Annotated in this window: 2 protein-coding genes and 1 pseudogene; 2 read left to right on the plus strand and 1 reads right to left on the minus strand. The window is 31.2% G+C overall.

The features are described 5' to 3' along the window. Positions 1–737 precede the first annotated feature (737 nt). A pseudogene (locus FKZ59_RS15045) lies at positions 738–839 on the minus strand (ABC transporter permease); the annotation flags it as partial. 45 nt (positions 840–884) lie between these two features. Here FKZ59_RS15045 and FKZ59_RS14160 point away from each other — a divergent pair. Both FKZ59_RS14160 and FKZ59_RS14165 read left to right on the plus strand, forming a co-directional pair. Continuing rightward, positions 885–1,244, plus strand: a complete 360-nt coding sequence (locus FKZ59_RS14160) for a stage II sporulation protein M (RefSeq protein ID WP_342777682.1) — start codon at positions 885–887, stop codon at positions 1,242–1,244. 14 nt (positions 1,245–1,258) lie between these two features. Continuing rightward, positions 1,259–1,993, plus strand: coding sequence for a M48 family metalloprotease (locus tag FKZ59_RS14165; protein WP_141603381.1), 735 nt, complete (start codon positions 1,259–1,261; stop codon positions 1,991–1,993). The last annotated feature ends 207 nt before the right edge of the window (positions 1,994–2,200 follow it).

Genomic DNA, 2,200 nt, shown 5'->3' on the forward strand with positions numbered 1-2,200 from the left:
TCCAGCAGTTCGATAGTTGGACTGAGAGGAGACCAGGAAAGATGAGCCATCGTCATACACTCCTTTTCTTTTTATTATATCAGTGTAGTTAATAGAAAGTCACTTCCCCAAATTAGCGTAAGAACCACTTTCATTTTGCACTAAACAAACTATCAACAGTATGGGGAAGAAGAACTAAAAGAACATAGAGGAAAAAACATTTCCTCTAAACGGGGCAACCTGCAAAGAAGCAAAGCCTTGGATTCCATGAAATCCGAGGCTTTGCCAACGCAACATAATTAATATCGAAAAGTGACGATGATCGCAGTATACGAAGTTCTTGTCGGCGGATATTCCTCGTGTCGCCATGCAAAAATCCCATCGCGTTAAACGCGAAAAAACGGACCGTATAGACTTTTTCCTTTTTGAAAAAACATTGCCTTATTGATTAAAACACGTTACAGACGAATTTGAGCAGTCATTTTTAGTATAGTGCCTGATAAATAATGACAAAAAGATTGATGGAATAAAATCCTCGTCCGCCGGTGCGGACTTCAAAATTGAGTATACGAAGCCGGAGGGAAAAACTTTCTTCGATTTGCAACAAGTGGCGATCCTTCTCAAAAGACTCCTCCTAAACGAAATAGAAAAAGTGCACTTAACCTTTTTTGATAAGAGTCGTCTTAAAGTTTGATGTTTTTTATTTGACTAAAAATATAACAATTCATTAGATTATCGGAATTTACATCAACATTATCTTATTCATAACGTAATGCTTGAACAGGATCTAATCTTGCTGCTTTATTTGCCGGGAGTAATCCAAATATAATACCTATAAACATAGAGAATAGTAGGCCTCCTATAATAATTTTGAACATAATGCACAAAATATCAGCAAAACGTACATTTCGTTTAATACATTTTTAAAAATCTTTTTCAATAACATAAAAGTTTTTATAATAATTTTAACTGGATTTTTTCTTTTAAAAATCCCAACAGTTATAAATTTAGTCTCGAACGGTTCTACGTTAGGATTTTTTCTAGGGGGAATTTCATTAGACAAACTTATTGATGTTTTACCCCCTCTATTGATTCACGGAATACCTGAGATAGCAGGCTTTATTATAGCAGCCTACCTAGTTTTTCTAGGAAAAGAAAAATTTATAGAAAACAAAAAATTTAACTTTAATTTATTATTATTCGGGATATTAATAATATTTATAGCAGCTTTTCTAGAAACTTATATTAGTCCAATATTCATTTGAAGAAGGTGAATTTTATGAGGATTTTACAGCTAATTTCAATTAGTTTGCTAACAATGTTTATATTAATGAAATTAAATGTTATTAATATAAATTTAAAATACAACATTTTACATTACCTTTTAAATGCTAGTCTATTACTAACATTTTTTAGTATTATTTTTCCTCTGGTATCTTATATTAAGTTAAAAAGAATGGATGTTAATAAAACTCAATTTCTAAATGACATACTAGGAGAAATAGATCCAAATCAAAATGTAGAGATTTTTATTACTGACAAATTTATGAAGAATAACGCTGCGGTATTGTATAGACGAAATCAACCTGTAATTGTATGTGGAGATGGTTTAGTTAACTCCTTTAGTAGAGAGCAATTAAAATTCCTTATTGCCCATGAATATTACCATATAAAAAAGAACCATATGTTAAAAAATATATTATCATTTATATTTGTGTTAGCAGGAGTACCGATATTGTTATTAACTATATCGCCTTACTTAATTTCACTAACATCTTTATTTACAACTTTAATAATTTCATTTATCCTTTATGTTTCTTCGTTTATTCTACACTTCGTTTTTTCACAGCGGCGCGAATTATCTGCTGATCGATTTGCAAGTTCATTTGTCGGAAAAAAATGTGCAAAGGAAACTCTTAGTATTCTGCAAAAACAGAAACTTGTCCCTGAAAAAAGTTATAACTTGTTTGAAACTCACCCTAGTATTAAGAAGAGAATAGAAAATATTAGTTAACATGTACCCTTTGTAAAACATTTTTTACATATTACTTTACACTCGTTCTCTATAAATTTTTTAATTCTAACAGTTCCATCGGTACCGTCAAGAATTTTGTGTAATGTAAATGGGGTAGGGTTTCTCTGAAATGGATTTGAATTGATAGGGGACTGATTTTCTCCACACAGGAGACTGAATATTCAGTCTCTTGTGTGGAAAGGGAGA

Origin of the sequence: Ureibacillus terrenus (genome assembly GCF_006569205.1) — a bacterium.
GTDB lineage: Bacteria > Bacillota > Bacilli > Bacillales_A > Planococcaceae > Ureibacillus > Ureibacillus terrenus.

What these genes read in the sequence shown, in the direction of transcription:
- FKZ59_RS14165 (WP_141603381.1), top strand. Translation starts at nt 1,259, where the DNA reads ATGAGGATTTTACAGCTAATTTCAATTAGTTTGCTAACAATGTTTATA.